The organism is Bdellovibrio sp. BCCA, assembly GCF_037996825.1.
Classification (GTDB): domain Bacteria; phylum Bdellovibrionota; class Bdellovibrionia; order Bdellovibrionales; family Bdellovibrionaceae; genus Bdellovibrio.
Genome location: NZ_JBBNAC010000001.1, coordinates 2974313 through 2993093 on the forward strand (window position 1 = coordinate 2974313; position 18781 = coordinate 2993093).

The window sequence follows — 18781 nt, forward strand, 5'->3', positions numbered from 1 at the left end:
ACTTAGAATGGTGCCTTCGTTAAGAGAAGTTTAAGATCGTCGTTCGTAAGGAAAAGTCCCGCGCCCAAATAACCGGATCTTGCATTCGCTTTATCGAAGGCATCATTGATACCGCCGGTAATGTAAATACCGCGATACAAAGTATAAGAAAGAGAGCTTCGGACATTTGTTTTACTAAAGTCGAAAGCTTCCATCGTGAATTTCAATTTGCGACGGAAGAAGAAGTAATCAATACCAAATCCACCGGAGTTCTCGATCAAACCACCTTTAAGCGTAAGATCCCAAAAGTTCTTCGCAAAGAGCACCGTGAATTTGATTTTGTTCTGATAAGTTTTAACTTCCGTGTAATCAGAAGGAGCACCGCCGCCCGTTCCTGTCACCTGTGTGCGAGTCGTTTCAACCACACCGGCTGGGTCATCCACCACAGCGATATAGTAATAACGATCTAGACCCGGTTGGATTTGCACCCCGATATAAGATTTCGTTTTACCAACATCACCTAAGTATTCCGCTCTGAAATCAAATGCGGTTTGGATTCTTGTCGCGGTATCAAGCATTCCGCTAAGACCGTCAATGGCTGAAGATACGTTTTCGGCTGTTTGCTCATCGCTGACAAGCTTACCGATAGCGCCTTCACCTTTGTTGATTTTAGAGGTGATCTCGTCCAGGTTTTTAACTGAGTTCGACAAGCGCTTCCAAGTTTCTTTCAAACCTGTTTCGCTCTTGTCATTCATAACTTCTTTAAGAGATGTCGTGATGCTGTGAACGTCGTCAACGATGTCACCGATTTTATCTTTGTTCTCGGTTGTCATCTGAGCCAGATCGCCCGTGAGTGTTTCGATATTCTTAACGATACGACCTAAGATATGTTTACGGGTTCCGTCTTCGGAAGTCGCCTCTTGAAGATTTTTTGCGACTTCTTTCAGTGATGTTGTCACTTCAGAAACTTGAGTCATCAAGTTATCCAAAGACCCGCCGTCTTTCACGGTTAAGATCTGCGCGTTGTCTTCTAAAGGAGGATCTGTTGGTGAGCCCGGATAAACTTCGACGTGCTTGTCGCCCAAGATCCCTTGCGCTTTGACTTCAACAGATGCTGATGTCGTCAAAGCAACATCGGATTTAACAGTGATATCAATACGGGCTTTGCCATCTTGAAGAGTGATGTTTTTAATCACACCGACCGGGATACCTGCAGAACGAACTGCGGAGTTTTTAACAAGACCACCGGCATTGGGAAGAAGGAACCAGGCTTTTTTTGAACGACCAAGATAGGATGGATCATCGCTCACTCGCATGGACATGATAGCGATCAAAGATCCTACCACGATCACTAAGACACCTACTTTAAACTCTGCAGCGCGAAGCCAATTCATTGATGTTTCATCCCTTTATTCACGAATTTCTTTACCAGCTCGATGTCCGTGTTAAAGAAATCCTCTGGAGTACCAAATAATAGAACCCGGCCACTATCTAACATCGCAATATGGTCGGCAATCCTAAACGCGGCGGCTAAGTCATGGGACACCATGATAGACGTCGTGCCTTCTCTTAATTTGTGCGTACTCAGAATCAAATTATCCACCATTTCCGTCAGAATGGGATCTAAACCCGTGGTCGGCTCATCATAGATCAAGATTTCTGGATCTAGGGCGAGAGCTCGAGCTAGACCGGTTCTCTTCTGCATTCCCCCGGAAATCTGGCTTGGTAGTTTGTTAAAATGTTTGGCCTCCAAACCGACTTGCAGAAGTTTTTCTTCCGCTATACGAAGGACCTGTGCCTCTTTCAAATCACGACGGTGCTCAAAAAGAGGAAAACAAACATTTTCAAGAACGGTCATATCGTCAAACAAAGCGGCCGATTGAAAAAGAACTCCGAAGTTGCAGCGGAATTTCGTCAATTCGTCTTCAGACAATTTACTGATGTCAGTTCCTAAAACTTCCACTGTGCCCGACGTCGGCTTGAAAAGACCGAGCAAGTGTTTCAGCATCACGCTTTTTCCGGTTCCGGAAAAACCGATGATCGCCGTCAAACTTCCCTTGGGAATTTCCAAGTTGATCCCTTTAAGGATGAACTCTTTTCCTCCATCGAAAGATTTTTTTACGTCACGAAGTGAGACTGCGGATTCAACACTCATCACGAAATTCCCATCACGTTGTAGTAGAAACGAATCAAGTTGGTTACGAAGTAATCAAGAATAATGATACCGACCATGCTTTGCACGACGCCTTGGTTTGTGGCATCACCCACACCTTTTGCTCCGCCCGTCGTATTAAAACCACGGAAGGTGCAAATCACTGCGAAGTAAATTCCAAAGACCATGCCTTTGAAAAGACCTTCGTTGATGTGTTTGACCTCGATAAAATCCGCGATCTTTTGCCAGAACACGGCTTCGTCAAGTTGCACGAGTTTCACACAAAGAAAATAACTTCCCAGCATCGCAACGAAGTCAAAAACCGCAACGAGCAAAGGCATGCAAATCACAGCCGCGACAATACGTGGAGAGATCAAATACTGTTTTGTATTCACACCCATGACGTCAAGCGCATCGATTTGTTCATTTACGCGCATGGTTCCCAAACGTGCCGCCATCGCACCACCTGCGCGTGCAGCAACAATAAGACCTGTCAAAACCGGTCCCAATTCACGCGTGATACCCAGAGCCACTGTGGGGCCCACCATGTTCACGGCATTGAAGAGTTTAAAGCCCAAATAAAGTTGGAACGACAAAGCCAACCCTGTGAAAATTCCCGTCAGACAAATAATACCGATGGATTGATTGCCGACGAATTCCATATGACGAATGATTTCAGGAAAGCGTGACGGCTTTGCGAAAATCAAACGCACACTTTCGTTAAAAAATAAAACCACACGCCCCGTCTCAGTGATCACACCGCGGGTCATTTTCAAGGCAAAGGCGCCGACTCCCGAAATAAAGCTGAATATATTGTGTGATGCAGTTTCCACTACGCCTTCTCCCCGGTATAAATACGCGGCACTCTTTCACCGACACTTGTGAGCATTTCCCAAGTGATGGTCTTTGCCTGTTGAGCGAGCTCTTCAGGTGAAAGAAAATTTCCATCGGACCCAAAACCAAATAGTGTGACTTCCTGGTCTTTAAAATCTTTGAGATCTTTTCCCTGCACCACATCTGTCACATCCAACATCAGATAGTCCATACAAATATTTCCAACCACTGGTACGCGTTGCCCTGCAAAGAGCACGTGTCCTTGATTGGAAAGAATGCGGTGGTAACCGTCTGCATAACCGATAGGCACAACAGCAATCACAGAGTCTCTTTGCGCTTTCCATGTGCCGCTGTAGGAAACAGTTTCTCCGGTTTTGATTTGACGGTAAGTTCCCACTTGCGATTTCAAACTCATCACAGGTTTTAAATCACAGATGTTTTTGTCTGCTAATGGATTATAGCCGTAAATCATCAGGCCCGGTCGCATTCCCCACTCTTGCAATACCAAAGGATGGTTCTCGGGAACGCTCTTTTTTTGCAAAGCAAGTAAACTCAGAATTCCGGCGCTATTGAGGGAATGACTGAAGATATCGAACGGTTTAAAAACTTCGCTTACGTGATGAAGCTTAAGAAGTTGTTCAGCACTGTGCCCTTTTTCAGAAACGGCGTCTTCGCCGTTAAACAAATGAGTCACAAGAGCTTTCAAACGGATTTTTTTATTCTGCCACAAACGCTCAAAAAGTTTTTGTGCTTCTTCCGGACGGAATCCCAAACGATTCATGCCCGTATCAAATTTTAAGTGAATGCCAACAGGTGAAGCCGCCACAGCTTCAAGGTGCTCGATATGTTCCCAAGTGCTCACCACCGGAGTCATACCGTATTGAATAATTTTTTCTGCACCCTCGCTATCAAAGCCGCGAAAGATCAAAATCTCAGCCTTCACTCCAGAATCACGAAGCAAAAGACCTTCTTCGATCAAACACACGCCCAGGTGTTTGATTCCTTTTTTTTCCAGAAAAAGTGCCAATTGCGCGTCACCATGTCCGTAGGCATTGGCCTTGACCATGGGACAAAGGAATCTATTCGGAAATGCTTCCTGCAGCACACGAACATTGTGCGCTAAATGATCTAAATTAATTTCCGCAAAAGTGCGACGGTACATTTCCATTAAAATCTAATTTCCCGTTTATGCTGTCTACTCTGCAGGAACTTCAAACTCAGGTCGGTGAGTTTCAGGCGCCTTGTAGAGACAGATTTTATTTCCGCCTTTGTCAGTGATGTGCAACAACGCTTTGGTCGCTGACTCATCCAACGTCTTCGCTGAATCGCAAAGAGACGGATACTCACTGATTCCCAGGCTGATAGAAACTTTCATTCCATTATCCATAAACGACGTGCCTTCGATAATTCGGCGCAGGCGTTCTGCACGTAAGGCAGCGCCCTTCTTCGGACAGTGAGGCAAGATCATCGCCATTTCATTGGCCGCCGTTCGACAAGTCACATCGTTGGTTCTGCTAGTCTTAGTGATGATCGTTGCGACTGATTTTAGCAACTCATCTTTCACCGCTTCTCCTAAAGACGACTCAATCTCATAAATATCGTCCAGGGCCACTTTCACAACCGAGATCGGTTGCTTCAAGCGACGCGCACGCGACACTTCATCACCCAAGACTTTGTGATAGTAATTGCGATTGTAGAGTTCAGTGACGAAGTCTTGAACTTCCAACGAGTCTACTTTTTTCTCCAAAGCGAAATTCACGTAACAAAGAGACATCAAAGTGAATTCTTCATTGAGAGTGGCAATTTCACCCGAGGTTAAACTGCCCGAATAAACAAAGAGGCCTTCCAAAGCATTATGCGCATACAAAGGCAAAGCTTTCGGAGGATTGAATTTGAAAGCCTCAATAAGCATATCTGAAAAACGCGCCGGCAAAAGACCCATCGCCATTTGCGCGCTGAGATCTTTCATGTCGTTTGATTCAAGCTGAACACCGACACCTTGAATATCAGATGCTGGAATTCCTTGCGCATGTGTCGCCACAAAGGAGCGCACGGAAGGAAGGAATTTAAAGAACACGCAAAGTGTACCTGCTTGAAGGTGATTCAAATATTTTTGAATCAGGTCTTCTTTGCTTTGAGCGGTACGATACTCCGTGATTCGCATCGCGATGGATGGAGTCACGACTTTTTCGGCTTCCACTTTCTTCATGCTCGTGACAGCTGCGGAATGAATCTCTTCCATTTTTTCTTTCGTGGCATTGAGATCGTCAAAAAGCTGCTCGTTTTGATAAGTCAGGTAAATTTTTTCACAGGCACGATCGACAGACCAAACAATGCGCGACTCTAAAGCCGCTTTTTCATCGGAAATTACATCGACAAAACCGTGGCTGTTGTACTGAGCTAAAATATCAAACTGACCCACAGAAGAAATCGCGATGAAACGAATCTCATCATTGATTTCCTGAACCAGAGTTACAAAGTCGCTTAATGATCCGGCCAACGCCGCCGTTGAAAATACCAGAAGATGCGGAGGGTTTTCTCGCAGTCTTTGTTCTAAAGTTTCGGGATCTTGAAAGTAATAAGCATCATATCCGGCTTGCGAAAGATACACTTTCGCAGAGGCCCCCAGATCCACGTCTGTGGTGAATACATAAACTGTAAACTGAGAACTATAATCGCGAATATTCAATTAAATCCTCTTTCCAGGTCGACGAATCTCAACGTGATAACCATCTAACTTCGAAGTTTTTTGTTTCGCGGGTCCTTTAGGTGGAGCAATGAAATTCACCGGAGTTAGTTCATCATCCATCGCGGCAAGTTCCGCACTCGTTGGAGTTCCCAAGCCTTCAGCCGCAGCAACCACTGGTGCCGCCGTCACTTCTTCAACAACAGGCGTTTCTACAACTTGAACGACAGGAGCCGGAGCCGCTTTGGCTTTTGGTGCCTCTCCTAAGAATCCATCAATGAACGTTAATTCATCATCGTTAAACAAACTCACAGGCTCTGATTTTTTCGGCGGTGGAGGAATATTTGGCTTCACTGGCTCCGCAGGCGCTTCTACGACAGGAGCTGCCGCAACAACCGTTGGCATTTCTGTTTCCGGTTCTGATGTTTCAACAGCGTCATGAACAGGTGTTGCTTCTGGAAGCTCTAAAAGATTGTCGATGTTCACATCCAATGGCGATGGAGGCGGTGTTTGTGCGCGCACTTCGGCAAACTGGAATTCCGCCTCTTCGCGATGAACAGATTCTTCTTTCAACTGAGGCAACTCTGGAGAAATCATCACTACTTCTTCCTTTACTTCCGGCGCTTTTAATACAGCTTGAGTTTGAAGTTTTCTAAAGAGCACGATCATCTTCGTTCCCTGACCACGCTGCGACTCCACACGAACTTCGGCGTCGTGTTCTTTTAAAATTCCAAACGCCACTGAAAGACCTAAGCCCATGTGATTATGGAAAGAACGAGTCGTAAAGAAAGGATCAAAGATTTTTTCTACGTTCGCAGCCTCAATGCCTTCACCGGAATCTTCAATCACCATGTGAATGCCTTCAGCATCTTCAAACAAGTCCACTTTCACTTCTTTTTTCGCCATTCGTTCCATGGCTTCCACAGAGTTTTGCAGAATGTTTGTCATGGCACGAATGATCGCATCGACGTGAAGATCAATTGCTGAAGTGTCTTGAATGTTTTTCGTAAGCTTCACGCCTTTTTGAGCGAAGAGTGGCTCCAGACTTTTCAGCGCTTTCACCAACGGGCCTTCCACTTTCATGGAATTCTTTTCTTTCACTTCTTCGCCCGCGTATCCCAAAAGTTTGTCAAGAATTCCACGGGCCGCTCTTGTTTCACGGATGATCGAATCCGTGCTTTGCGTGACATCTTCACCTGGTTCTTTGGCAAGAATCATTTGCGAATAACCAAGAATGGAAGCCAAAGGTCCGCGCATTTCATGGGCCAACGCTGAAGCCACACGCATGGACGCTTCCACTTTTTCTTTTTGCGCCACTTCAGGATCAAGAGCGACGACTTTTTCTGGAATTGCCGGAGCTGCTGGCTTTGCTTTGGCTTCCGCAAGTTCCGTTTCAAGCTTGTCGATTTGCTTTTCCGTAGGAACGATGATGAGCAAAGAGCCCGCGATTCCAACAAGAGCCAAACCGCATCCCATGAGCAAGAACTGCCACCAAAGACCTGTGCGGCCTTTCATAGTTTCATTTAAAGGCGCTGAACTTAGAACTAACAAATTACTTTGCGGAACCATTTCATACATTCCGTAAAGATCACCGCTTTTCAATTTGTAAGTGTTGCTTCCATGCGAAGAACCACTTTGTTGAGCATCTTTGAAAACAGGATCGTCACGCATCACCGTTCCCAAGTATTCAGGCACCGAGTGACCGACCGTCAGACCTGTGGATGTAACAATCGAAAAAGAACTCAAAGCACCTCTTTGTGCATCAATCAAAGATTGAAAAACTTCGCCAGAGCCAATAAGGGCGTAAGCTTTGTTTCCCTCTAAGAAAACCAAAGCCACATAGCGACCGTGTTGAGAATCTTGAAAAGGTTTTACGTAAAAACGCAAATCAGAAGTGCGCCCCGCGATGGAACCCACTGCGGATTTTACAAACTCTTTTGTCCAATTTGCCGCTTTAGAATTTTCTTTTGTTAATAAAACTTGCGGCTCAAGATTTGAACCACTCACGGAAAAAGACGCCGCCGCATAGTAAGGCGCCAATGAATTCCAATTCAATTTTCCTTTTTGGAAATTATCCGCACTGAAAGTAGAAACAACTCTTTGCAAAGATTTAAGTTCTGTTGCTAAAGAGCGGTTCATGGCACCAAGCTGAGTGCGCGTTTGCGCTTCCACCCAACTCATCCGGTCGCCATACACAAAGCTGTCTGTGCGCCATAAAACTGCGCCAATAAATACGGCTGCAACGGCAACTAAAACGGCGATGAGTTTTACTTTCATTAAACGAGTCCCTCCGCGGCGGAGGCCGGCAGTGCCGTAGCGCCCATGCGCGTAGGCTGAAGCAGCTCTTCTTGATCTGCCTCAACAAACCGACCCCATTGATATTATTGTAGTTTTAGAAAGTGATAAGATGCAAGTAAGAGTCCTTTGCAAATGCCATTAAAAGGAGTAGAAGATCGTCACTATGAGTACTCATCGTTCCGATGTTTTGATTATTGGTTCCGGCACTGCCGGGCTGGCTTTGGCCCTCAAACTTTCCTCGCAAGGAAAAGTGATTATTCTTGCGAAAGAAACTGCGGGAGGAACGAACTCCGCGATGGCCCAAGGCGGGATCTCGGCGGTGATGTCGGAGGAAGACAGTTTTGAGTCTCACATTCAGGATACTTTGGTGGCCGGTGCTGGCCTCTGCAAAGAAACTGTCGTCAGGAACTACGTCGAGCAAGCCCCTGATCGCATTCAAGATTTGATAAACTGGGGCGTTCATTTTGACGTTCGCAAACGCGGATCTGAGGAAACTAACGAAATTGATTTGACGCGCGAAGGCGGACACAGCTTCCGTCGCATTCTTCACTTTGAAGACCAAACGGGCTTGGAAATTCATCGCACTCTTTTGGCTCGCGTTCGCGAAAATCCAAACATTGTTTTGATGGAGCGTTTCTACGCAATCGACTTGATTGTGAACAAAGAAGTCGACGCTGAGGACATGGATCCTGTTCAATGCATCGGTTGTTATGCCCTCAACAAAAATGATAACGAGGTGCATACATTTTTAGCAAAGAACACCATTCTTGCGACCGGTGGTGCTGGCAAAGTTTATCTTTACACTTCCAATTGGAGTGGCGCGACCGGTGATGGAATAGCGATGGCCTACAGAGTGGGTGCACGCATTGCGAACTTGGAGTTCATGCAATTCCATCCTACTTGCCTTTTCCATCGTGAGTCTCGCAATTTCCTAATTTCAGAAGCTTTGCGCGGCGAAGGCGGCGTTCTTATCGACAGCAAAGGCAATGCTTTTATGTCGAAGTATCACAAGCTCGGCTCGCTAGCGCCTCGTGATGTCGTCGCTCGTTCAATCGATAACGAGATGAAAAAAACCGGTGCGGAGTGTGTCTACCTGGACATGACAAAACTTGATCGTGAGTTTTTAAAAAATCGTTTCCCGACCATCTTTAATAAATGTCTTGAGTACGGCATCGACATGAGTGTGCAACCTATTCCGGTGGTTCCCGCAGCTCATTACCTGTGCGGCGGAGTGATGACCGATTTGAATGGACGCACCGATGTTCCAGGCTTGTGGGCTATTGGTGAAACGGCATGCACGGGTCTTCACGGCGCAAATCGTTTGGCCTCCAACTCACTTTTGGAATGTTTGACGATGGCGCACAACTGCTCTGAAGAAATCAAAACTCACTGGGCTAGTTACGAATTTTTCAAAAAAGAACCGAAGCCCTGGACTCATCCGCAAGAATCCAATGATGATGAGATGATCGTTATTAATCACATGTGGGACGAGATTCGCCGCTTGATGTGGAACTACATGGGAATTCTTCGCTCTAACAAACGTCTGGAAAGAGCACAGCACCGTCTTAAAAATATTCTGTCTGAAACAAAAGAATATTACTCCAACATGAAAATCCATTCGGACATTTTGGAGTTGCGTAACATTGCCATTGTGGCCGATTTATCCGTGGAGTGCGCCTTGCGCCGCCATGAATCGCGAGGCATTCACTATAACATCGACTATCCAGAAAAGAGCCCGCAACCTCACGATACAATCGTGGTCCGGGGCCTGATTTGACTTGCGCCGTGAGAGCACTCACGGCAAGCTAAACTCAGTATGTACAAAAGATCAGAAGGTTTCTTTAAAGGTTATCAAGACATCAATTTGTTCTTTCAACTTTGGGAAAATCCCGAAGCGCAAGGAACGATCATCATCACTCACGGTCACGGTGAACATTCGGAATCTTACAGCCGCTTAGTGCAAGCATTTGAAAACGACAAATGGAGTTTTTACGCTTGGGATTTGCGCGGTCACGGTCGCTCTGAAGGACGTCGTGGTTACGTGGCGGAGTTTGATGACTATTGCCGCGATTACAAAATCTTCTTAGACATGGTGATGAAAGAAGAAAAGGTTCGCAAAGGACCTGTGATTTTGTTCTGTCACTCGATGGGCGCCTTGATTGAATTAAAAACTTTATTGCGCAATTCAGATATCGATTACACAGGCATGATTGTCAGTTCCCCGCTTTTAGGACTTTCCGTTCCAGTTCCTCTGTACAAATCCAAAGCGGCAACGATCTTTAATAAAATTCTTCCACAAATCACAATGGGAAATGAGCTTAAAAACGAAATGCTCACTCGCGATCCTGATGTGATTCGTGAATTTGAACAAGATGCCCTTCGCCACACGCGTGTGTCGCCAGGAGCGTTCTTGGGTTTCTTGGATTCATTTGAGTTTGTTCGCCCTCGCGCGAGTCACATCACCAAACCGGCATTATTTATTATTGCTGAAAACGATGAAGTGGTGAGCTCTTCAGAAGCGAAAGCTTTCTATGATAAACTAGGAAGCGCGCAAAAAGAGATTTACATCTATCCCAACGCAAAACACGAATTGATCAACGACATCATCCGCAACACCGTTTTTGCCGATATCAAAAAGTTCTTGGATGGTTTTTTGGAGTCTAAATAATGAAATATCTTTTGGGTCTTTTTTTAGTTCTAACAGCTTGTGCTTCTTATGAGGTGACTCCTGCCGGCCATACAATGCCGACGACAGGTGACTACATGAGTATCATCGAAAAGCATTCAGATAAAGTGCGCCGCTATTCTGGTTTTTACAATACTTTGGATATGGAAGCGACGGTTATCAACTCAGAAGTGGCAGCGGCTCAATTGCAACAAGGCTCGATGCTTTATCAATGGGATGAAAAAAGATTCGCAGAAGAAAAAACGAATTACGAAAATCGCCTTAGCAAAGAGACAGAAGTTTTCTTGAGCTTTTATACTCCTGAAAGAAAAAACGACGACCTTTTCAAAGCCAATACGATGTGGAAAATTTTCTTGGATGTTGATGGCAAACGCTATGAAGGCAAAGCGAAGAAAATCAAATTGCAGTTGGCAGAGATCGAAGGGCTTTACCCTTATCACAACCGCTTCTACACGCCTTATTCCGTGATCTTCCCCGTGCCTATGCGCTCTATCGAAGGCAAACCTTTGAAGATGACAATCACGGGCGCCGTAGGCTCCGGAGTTCTTGAATTTAAACCTTAGTTTTGTAAACGGTGAAGAGCTTCTTCTTCACTCATGTATTTTGAAAAGACGCGAAGGAAACTTCCGTCTTTTTTCATTTCATCCAAAGCCTTTTCAAAAGACTGCTTCTCAGCAGCACTTACACGGCGCTTAGAAAGATAAAGTCCAACTTGGACCTTTTTGGAAAGATCCACGACTTTTTCAACCTGATCTTCCATCTTCTGTTTCTTTGTATGATAAGAAGTCACTAACGCTGAAAACAGTACGGCCTGCACCCGTCCTTCTTTTAAAAGTCGAAAAGCATTATCCGGAGTCGGAACACCCACCAAACGGGAGGCTTTCAAAAGACGAGTCTCTTCACTTTCTGAGATCACGGATCTATTGCCGATCATATAGGCAAATTTGATTTTTTCATCGTTCAAATAGTCTTCGATTTTTTTCCCACGAGCGAAAACTTTCTTTGCTACGGTCAATTCGCGCTGACTGTTATAAAATGGGATAAAATTTCCACCCGTTTCATATTCGGACGATCTCACCATCAAAGCCAGAACGTCGACGCGGCCGTGATTGATTTGATCAACCGCAGAAGGTCTTGGCAGTTCCGACTCGATAAACTGACAACCCATTTTGTCTTTAATGATCACGATAAGGTCGTGAGCCAGCCCCTGAAGGCGGCCGTTCTCTCTATAGGCAAAGGGCTCAAAATTATTCAGCCCTACTAAAAAACGTCTTTCGCAAGTGTTCTTTGTTCCTTTTTCTTGCAGCTGGGCCGGTACCTGCTGAGCAAGCACACCGAGAAATAAAAATAAGATAAGAGAGCGAAAGAATAACATCGTTGATCCTTGCCCTCTTTCTCGGAATATTGCTTAGTAGAATAAAGCACCCTTACCGGAAAGTAAGATTCACATTTTGCATGTTCGCCTAGGATCTTTTAAAGCGGCGAGCGACTTCTATCTCAAAAAGAGGCTTCGCAAATTTAGCGATTTTTAAGCCGACACCCGTTAGTCCCGAAGGCTCCATGTCGACTAAATCATGAAGAATCGCATCACGAATCATCTGCGCATATTTTGCCGGTGAAATAGCTTCATTCGGAATTTGGAAATTTTTAGAATAAAGAGTTTCAATTTCGTCAAACATACGAGTTTTAATTCCGGGAGTTACAAGAAGCAGCGTTGTCACACCCGTGTCTTTCAACTCCATGCGAATGCAGTCTGTGAAAGCAGCGACAGCGGCTTTGGAGGCAGCGTATGTGGAAGCGCAAGGAAAATGCATGAAAGCGGAAACGCTGGAATTATTAATAATTTTCCCACGCTTTCGTTGCAACATTCCTGGCAAAACGCCGTGGGTAAGGTGAATGAGCGCATTCACATTTACTTGCAACATTTTATAAATATCATCCATGGGCTGATCTTCAATCAAACCGCCCGTGAGCATGCCGGCGTTATTAAACAAAATATCCACAGGCGTGTCTTTCAGACGTTGAACTAAATCTTCAACTCCTCCACGCGTAGAAAGATCGGCTTCCCACACCGTAACTGATTTCGCACCGGCGTTTTCCATTTCTTTGATAATGTCGCCATCGGATTTTCTTAAAACCAAATGCAAATGAGCTTTATCTTCCGCACACATTTTTGCGAAAGCTTTACCGATTCCACGACTGGCACCAGTTACTAAGACATGACGATTTACAATCTCCATGATGTGCTCATCCTTCCTTAATCACAGTTTGAGGACTGAGTCCCCAGGTCTTGAGGATTTCAATTTCATCGGAGGCCGACATTGCTTTTTTGAACTTAGCACCGGATTGACCGCTCACACGTTTTTGGCAAGACGGCCAATCTTTGTGTCGATAAACCAATCCGCCCAAGTTGCTTAAATAACTAAAGGCCTCTTTTTTTTCCCCGGGTTGACGCATCTCCGGAAGAGACGTGTCTGCAGGGACTTCCAATAAATTCACAGAATAATTATCTAAAGATCCAGAGTACAAATTGACATAATCATCTTTGGAAAACGCGACAGCAATACGGTCACAGCGTTCATTGCCGGGAATACCGATGTGGCCGCGAGAATATTTCCACTCAATTTTATTGCGAGCGCCGCGCTCTTGCACAAGCTGAGAAATCTCTTCCCACAAATCGCGATTGGAAACGTCTTGACCTTCGGCCGTTTGCCAGTTTCTTTTTTTCCAACCCCAAATCCACTGTGTGATTCCGCGAATCAGATACGTCGAATCCGTATAGAAATGAATTTGACCTGGTTGATTGCGCACAAATTTAAGAGCTTCTAACGCGGCCGTCATTTCCATTCGATTGTTTGTTGTGGAACGCTCACCGTCGCCGAGCTCTTGCACCTGATTGGTTGGAAAAAGGACAATGCTTCCCCAGCCACCTGGTCCAGGATTTCCGGAGCAAGCGCCGTCAGAAAAAATCATAATATAATCACGAGTTGTTTTTTGCACAGATCAATCCTCGCGAAGGCAGGAAGCCATGTCAATGCTCGTCGCTTCCTTACGTGGGGATTACAACATGACATCTACAAAACGTTTGAAGAAAGCACCGTCGCCACAACGTGCGGTCTCTTCATAAAACTTCGCTGCTTGTTTTGCGCGATAGTCCATAGGCTCCTTTTGTACAGGGGCCTTGGCCTCAGTTCTTGGCGGAGGTTCGGAGACTTGAGGTTTCTGTGGCGCAGGATCTACTTTGGGTTCCTTCGCAGCGCTGGTCGTTTCACGAGGAGCTTCGCGAGGTTCTTTCGGTGCTTCCTTGGGCTTCTCAGCTGTTTTTGGAGGTTCCTGCGTCGTTGGTTTTTCACTTGTTCCAAAATCCGGAGGTGACCACTTTTTAGCAGTGCTTGTCGTCGATGTGGTTGATGCTCTGGTTGACGTTGCTTTTGGTGCGGTCTTTATGGTGGCATCATATCTTCGTCGTGCTATCGGGTCCATCAGCGTGTCACGAGTGATATTGATCTTCTTCATCACTTCAGTGGCCACTTTCAATTTCTGTGGTTCATTTAAGTAACGATCCGGATGATAGGACTTCATCAGACGACGGTAAGCCGCGCGAATTTCATCATCCGTCGCATTTGGGCTGACGTTTAAAACTTCATACAAACTGCTTTGCGGATTCATAATACGACGAACTTCGCCTGCCGTTTGCGCAAAAGCTTTTAAACTTAGCAATGTGACAAGAAGAATCAACCACTTCATTTGCACACTCCCGATTTCGAAGATTCACGAATGGCATCCGGAACTTTTTCAGGTTTCTTTTTGATAAGTTCTAAAACTTCTTTGCGCTCGTTTTGTGGAAGGTGCGAAAGATATCCTAAAAACATTCCCATTTCTTCCGAGTCGACATTTTTTTGACTGTTCTCTAAAACTTTAAGAACGCTCTTGTCTGACGAAATTTCCTTTAAAGAGGTCGCCAAAGATCTGACACTTTCAGCTTCGACCTTTGCACCTTCTTTGGCGACCTTGGCGTAAGAGCCAAGACGTGATGCCTGTGCCGCATTTTTCATAACTTTAAGACCCGCACCAAAAGGAATGATGGAGGCTGCTGAAAAGCCTGCATCCGCAAGCTCTGAATAAGCTTGCTTCTTTGCTTCATCTGCTTTCGAGAAAGCTTCTTTTGACGATCCCTCCGCAAAAGCCGACGCTCTTAAGTTTTGTGCCTCTATGAACGATTCATGCGCTTTCGCTGAAGAGTAAATAGCCTCTCCACCGCCAGCAATGGTACCAGCTAGAGCAGCGCCAGCAGCGACTGTCGTCAAAGTTCCCGCTGCGGCTGTTCCCGAAAGAACGGCGGCACCGACTCCGGCACCAATTCCTGTTGCCAGAAGAACTCCTCCGATAACAAGTCCTCCCCAGAAGATCGCTTTATCTAAGGTTTCTCTATTCTGAGCTTTTTTGTCGTAATCCTGCAAAATTTTGCAGACCATATCGAGCGCACCTGGATTTTCCATCAGAAACTGCGCCGTCGCCGCAGGATTGGTGACCAAAAGATTTTGCAAAGCTTCGTCGGCTTTCTTGTTTGAAACTTCCTGCAAATAAGTTTCGTGATTTTTTAGTTCTGTTTGCACTTCGCTAAAAGCGTTTTTGACATCGGACTGAACAATAACGTCTTTGTTTTTTCTATCGCGAAGAGCTTTTGTATAAAGCAGCAGGTCCGCTCCCGACTGCGGAGGTTTTGTCGCAAGTTCACGCTCTCGGTCTGTCAACTCAACAGCAAGATCCAGGGAATCTTTTTTTGCAATTTCTTTCCAATAATTTTGGGTTGAATGAAGCTGCTTAAAGGCATTGACAAGAATTTTCTTTTTGGCTTCTTCTTGCATTGAGGTTTCAAGTTCTTTGTTAAAACTTTGCAGTTTCTTTTCTGCTTCCATTGATTCAGCACAAACACCCGTGTTTAAAACTTGTGTATTCAGAGCCTTCGCTAAAGCTTGAGAAACTCCTTGAGCGGCGGCATGGGAAAGAAGGCACTTGCTGAGCCTCTCTTTCAGAGCCACGACACTTAAAAGATTTTTTCCTTGCTGAAGAAGCTTTTTTCCTTCAGGGGTTTGCAACTGTTTGATTTTCTCTTTATCTGCAAGAAGGTCTTGAAAAGATCTTTGGAAAGAGTTTACCACCTTGGGATCTTCCAAATTCGCTGCAGTCCAAGCGATTTGTTTTGTGTATAAAAGTTCAAGATCCGCAGATGCTGCCTGCAGAGGCAAAGAACAGAAAATTATAAATAAAATCATCAAAGACGAACGAACGATCATGCTTCGTTTTTATCGGCAGAACAGGTCTTTCATCACACGCGACTTTCGTGAAGATTGGCGTCGATTGTCCTCTGACTAATCCTTTGACAGGTCCGAAGTCTCTGGATGCATTCTGGCCCTGCTTATCGTGGCACCGTCCCTGCAATTTGAACCTCCTTGAGGAGATCCTTATGTCTTTTGCTATTCGTCCCCTTCTTGGAATTTTAGCGACCGTTTTATTGGCAGGCCCTGCTTTTGCGAATAATAACGCTTCCGTGACCTCCTCACTCGTAGTTCAACAGCCTAAAAAAGAAGGCCGTTTGTGGAGTGGTTATATCAACGTCGGCCGCTCAGCAAGCCTTTATGATTTTAAAGATGGCAGCCGCAAAGACGGAATGGACTATGCGCTTCGTTTCAACTTAAAAGCCAGCGAAAACTACACGGTCCGTATTCAAGGCGGCTATTCTCAAGATCTTAAATATCCAGAGAGCGATGACTTTTCTGATACTTCTGTGAGCGTTATCAGATCTCCGTTTGAAATGGGTTCGACATTATTGCTTGGTTACCGCGTGGGTGCTGTTGTTCCAACATCAAAAGACTCTCACGTTCGTCAAAACTTGACGACGTCTCTTTCAACATCTTTAAGTGTGATCGTAAATCCTGACCGTCTCATTACGGGATTTGATGTTTCTGGCTCTATCAGTGCAGCTCGCAACATTCACCAATACGAAACGGCTCTTGATGGACGTGTGAACACACAATATTCCTCAAACCAATCTCTTTCTTTAAGTTATAGCTGGGAATCCGGCGTTTCTTTATCGACAGACTTCCTTCACAGAAATACGTGGTCTTACCAAAATGTGATGAGAGATTCTTTCGAGATGTCTCAGGAGTTAGGTTATCAATTCAATCCGACATGGGCATTTGCTGTCGGTCATACAAACAGCGGGTCAACTCTCAAACCAAATGGTTCAGACTCTAACGTGCAATTCATCGACGAAAACAACTCTTTGGTTTACGCTTCAATGACCGTTATTTTCTAGAGGAAAATATGCAAGCGTGGCTGGTAGCACTTTTAATCTTACTCTGCTTCCAGCCGGTGGCTCACGCCAACTCCCCGACACCTATTGACATTGTCTTTGATATTGATTGGACGACTTTTTATTCTGTTGATGCCAACGACTCGAACCAAAAAAACAATCAAACTTTAACTGCCAACGAAAAGCTCTATCGTCCAACGGATCACTTGGCCGATGTGATTGAAACATTGTTAATAAAACATCCCGAAGTGCGCATCAGTTTTTTCAGCGGCGGTGAAAGATCACGCAACGAAATTCTTTTGAAGAACGTATTTCTTTCTGACGGGCGTTCACTTTTAGAGGTTTCGCACCGCCTGCTTTCCAAGGAAAACCTCACCGTCATTTCTCAAGATGGGACACTGCCATTTTCAACGCGTTATAAAAAAGTTCTCGACCAAGGCATTCCTGACTGGAATCCACAACGGACGATTCTTATTGATGACCAGGTGGCGTTTGCAAAGCCACCGTTGGTCGCTGTGAACTCGCTGGGTGTTTACAACTATCAGAATAGATTCGACGCTTCCCGCTCGCTGGAGCTGCATTTCCCGGTGAGCGAAGCCCAATGGAAGATGGAGCGTAATAAAGCTCTTCTGTGGCTGGCTATGATTGATTTAGCTTTTCAAAAATCTCAAAATGATTCTGTGTCTTTTTCGGAAGCTGCGCGCTCTGTCTGGGAAAAGCAGTCGACAAATTCTTTGTTGATCGCGCGCGGGCAGCAACTCGTGCAACGAATCGCCGCCCCTTCTTGCGGAAAAGTTTTCGCTTTTTAATTTTTTTTCACGAAATTTTTCAAAGTGATAAAGTAAGCTTTTTTGCTTGCATCATGCTCGATGGAATATGTCTGAGGATAATATCCTTTGTTCGCGACGACCTCGGGAACTGGAACATTTTTCTGGAAGGGCTTTTTGCTTAACAAAAAGTCTCTTGTAACCATGGGCTCCACAAAACTGATGTTGCCATTATAAGCGCCATAGATATAGGTCGCTGTAAAAGTCTTTCCGTGAAATTCAGGCGAACGAGGATCTATCCAGTGCCATCCCATCGTTGGAACTCCGTCAGGAGTCGGAGCATAAAAAGGTGGAATTTCTTTTGGATCTAAAGCTGCCATACAAACCGCGTGATCAGCTCCGGCACAAGTGATCGCCTCTTGAATCTCTCGCGAAATAAAATAAAAATGCACGTCAAAGTGCGGGATCCCGTATATAGGATCAGGTTCATGTCCGTGAGGATTCCAATTCACCACAATGTGGTTATAAGGAGGAACATTTACAAGAGAAGGTAAACTCAAAGTAAAGTTCGACATCGGCATGTGTGGCGGAAGCCCCTGAAGAGCTTTATTCGAGAGGGCCACTCCCAGTGAAATCAGTTTTCCATTTCCATCAATATCAACAAACGTTCTTCCCGCACCATCTCCAATTTTGACGGCATCCCCATAGATTTTAAAAGCCTGGGCATTGAGGCCTGCAAATAAAAGACAGCAAAATATAACGAACTCTTTCATGATCCCTCCTTTTGGGTGTCTCTAAGAATAGAGCCAGGTCCCCCTGCTTCGCCAAATTCGGAAGTGGTCCCATGCATGAAATCAGTAGCGTGTGATGTCTCATTTTGAAACTTCCCCTAATTGTCCTCCGTTTAAACTTTTGACGGCTAGAAATCGTGTATTGCAATAAATTCATCGCGGGGACATTTTGCCGTGGCACTGTCAGTGCATTTGTATCTCCTAAGGAGAGAGTCTCTGCCCGTAAGCTCATATATTCGATGTGAGTTATGGGTAGTGACAAATTAGGAATG

General features: G+C 45.2%; 17 protein-coding genes. 5 read left to right on the forward strand and 12 right to left on the reverse strand.

Going from position 1 to position 18781, the window contains the following annotated elements:
• Positions 1 to 2: 2 nt before the first annotated feature.
• The 6 genes from AAAA78_RS14460 to AAAA78_RS14485 are packed head-to-tail and all read right to left on the reverse strand — an operon-like array spanning position 3 to position 7928.
• Entirely contained in the window at positions 3 to 1373 is a 1371-nt protein-coding gene (locus tag AAAA78_RS14460; protein ID WP_295906141.1) for an MlaD family protein, read from the reverse strand.
• Positions 1370 to 2134: an ABC transporter ATP-binding protein gene (locus AAAA78_RS14465; RefSeq protein WP_295906139.1), complete on the reverse strand. Its 765-nt coding sequence runs from the start codon at positions 2132 to 2134 to the stop codon at positions 1370 to 1372. Before AAAA78_RS14465 ends, AAAA78_RS14460 begins: the two co-directional genes overlap by 4 nt.
• Positions 2134 to 2964 (reverse strand): MlaE family ABC transporter permease, encoded by an 831-nt coding sequence (locus tag AAAA78_RS14470; protein ID WP_295906137.1) that lies wholly within the window; start codon positions 2962 to 2964, stop codon positions 2134 to 2136. Before AAAA78_RS14470 ends, AAAA78_RS14465 begins: the two co-directional genes overlap by 1 nt.
• Positions 2964 to 4133, reverse strand: a complete 1170-nt coding sequence (alr, locus tag AAAA78_RS14475; protein ID WP_340592745.1) for an alanine racemase — start codon at positions 4131 to 4133, stop codon at positions 2964 to 2966. Before alr ends, AAAA78_RS14470 begins: the two co-directional genes overlap by 1 nt.
• A gap of 27 nt (positions 4134 to 4160) precedes the next feature.
• Positions 4161 to 5654, reverse strand: coding sequence for a GGDEF domain-containing protein (locus AAAA78_RS14480; protein WP_340592746.1), 1494 nt, complete (start codon positions 5652 to 5654; stop codon positions 4161 to 4163).
• Entirely contained in the window at positions 5655 to 7928 is a 2274-nt protein-coding gene (locus AAAA78_RS14485) for a sensor histidine kinase (protein ID WP_340592747.1), read from the reverse strand.
• 184 nt (positions 7929 to 8112) lie between these two features.
• On the opposite strand from AAAA78_RS14485, the gene nadB reads away from it, so the two are divergent.
• Genes nadB through AAAA78_RS14500 form a run of 3 tightly spaced genes read left to right on the forward strand, consistent with a single transcriptional unit; the run spans position 8113 to position 11198 of the window.
• A complete protein-coding gene (gene nadB / locus AAAA78_RS14490) occupies positions 8113 to 9726 on the forward strand; it encodes an L-aspartate oxidase (RefSeq protein WP_340592748.1) in 1614 nt (537 codons plus the stop codon).
• A gap of 39 nt (positions 9727 to 9765) precedes the next feature.
• Positions 9766 to 10617, forward strand: coding sequence for an alpha/beta hydrolase (locus AAAA78_RS14495; RefSeq protein WP_340592749.1), 852 nt, complete (start codon positions 9766 to 9768; stop codon positions 10615 to 10617).
• The gene (locus tag AAAA78_RS14500) at positions 10617 to 11198 is read left to right on the forward strand and encodes a hypothetical protein (protein ID WP_340592750.1); all 582 of its coding nucleotides are present in this window, start codon (positions 10617 to 10619) and stop codon (positions 11196 to 11198) included. Before AAAA78_RS14495 ends, AAAA78_RS14500 begins: the two co-directional genes overlap by 1 nt.
• Here AAAA78_RS14500 and AAAA78_RS14505 read toward each other — a convergent pair.
• The 5 genes from AAAA78_RS14505 to AAAA78_RS14525 all read right to left on the reverse strand — a co-directional run bounded on the left by AAAA78_RS14505 (position 11195) and on the right by AAAA78_RS14525 (position 15932).
• Positions 11195 to 12010, reverse strand: a complete 816-nt coding sequence (locus AAAA78_RS14505) for a substrate-binding periplasmic protein (RefSeq protein ID WP_340592751.1) — start codon at positions 12008 to 12010, stop codon at positions 11195 to 11197. The genes AAAA78_RS14500 and AAAA78_RS14505 overlap by 4 nt on opposite strands.
• An 88-nt stretch (positions 12011 to 12098) precedes the next feature.
• Positions 12099 to 12875, reverse strand: a complete 777-nt coding sequence (locus AAAA78_RS14510; protein WP_340592752.1) for an SDR family NAD(P)-dependent oxidoreductase — start codon at positions 12873 to 12875, stop codon at positions 12099 to 12101.
• 7 nt (positions 12876 to 12882) lie between these two features.
• Positions 12883 to 13635 carry a ribonuclease HI gene (gene rnhA, locus AAAA78_RS14515; protein WP_340592753.1) on the reverse strand — a complete coding sequence of 251 codons (753 nt, stop codon included), beginning with the start codon at positions 13633 to 13635 and terminating at the stop codon, positions 12883 to 12885.
• A 60-nt stretch (positions 13636 to 13695) separates the two neighbouring features.
• Positions 13696 to 14382, reverse strand: a complete 687-nt coding sequence (locus AAAA78_RS14520; RefSeq protein ID WP_340592754.1) for a J domain-containing protein — start codon at positions 14380 to 14382, stop codon at positions 13696 to 13698.
• On the reverse strand, positions 14379 to 15932 hold the full coding sequence (locus tag AAAA78_RS14525) for a tolA protein (protein ID WP_340592755.1): 1554 nt from the start codon (positions 15930 to 15932) through the stop codon (positions 14379 to 14381). Before AAAA78_RS14525 ends, AAAA78_RS14520 begins: the two co-directional genes overlap by 4 nt.
• A 170-nt stretch (positions 15933 to 16102) precedes the next feature.
• On the opposite strand from AAAA78_RS14525, the gene AAAA78_RS14530 reads away from it, so the two are divergent.
• Positions 16103 to 16954: a hypothetical protein gene (locus AAAA78_RS14530; protein WP_340592756.1), complete on the forward strand. Its 852-nt coding sequence runs from the start codon at positions 16103 to 16105 to the stop codon at positions 16952 to 16954.
• An 8-nt stretch (positions 16955 to 16962) separates the two neighbouring features.
• Positions 16963 to 17760, forward strand: coding sequence for a hypothetical protein (locus AAAA78_RS14535; protein WP_340592757.1), 798 nt, complete (start codon positions 16963 to 16965; stop codon positions 17758 to 17760).
• On the opposite strand, the gene AAAA78_RS14540 is transcribed toward AAAA78_RS14535, so the two are convergent.
• Complete coding sequence (locus AAAA78_RS14540) at positions 17757 to 18491, reverse strand: DUF5602 domain-containing protein (RefSeq protein ID WP_340592758.1); 735 nt, start codon at positions 18489 to 18491, stop codon at positions 17757 to 17759. The two genes, AAAA78_RS14535 and AAAA78_RS14540, sit on opposite strands and share 4 nt — an antisense overlap.
• Between the last annotated feature and the right edge of the window lie 290 nt (positions 18492 to 18781).